1 protein-coding gene is annotated in these 243 nt (G+C 37.4%); it reads right to left on the bottom strand.

The annotated features are described in order from the left end of the window. Positions 1-243: AAA family ATPase (locus AAEY88_RS15160; RefSeq protein WP_350563719.1), on the bottom strand; the 243-nt coding region annotated here is incomplete at both ends.

Genomic DNA, 243 nt, shown 5'->3' with positions numbered 1-243 from the left:
CTCCAGGACCTAATGTATCTTTAAATAATTGCTTAGCCTGTAGCGGAGTCAAATAGGTTAAACTTAAATTAAAATCAAATCGCCTCATTACCGCTTTATCTAAATTTTTAGCAAAGTTAGTTGCGGCAAAAAGTGGGAGTTGAAATTGCTCCATATAGCATAGTAATTCATTAACTGTTTGCACTTCCCAATTTGCCGTTGCTTGTTCGCGGCTGCACAACAAACCATCAGCCTCATCAATAA

This window comes from Psychrobacter sp. CAL346-MNA-CIBAN-0220 (assembly GCF_040309805.1).
Lineage (GTDB): Bacteria > Pseudomonadota > Gammaproteobacteria > Pseudomonadales > Moraxellaceae > Psychrobacter.
Note: the sequence above shows the minus strand (reverse complement) of the source record. Positions and strands in the feature narration are given on the sequence as shown.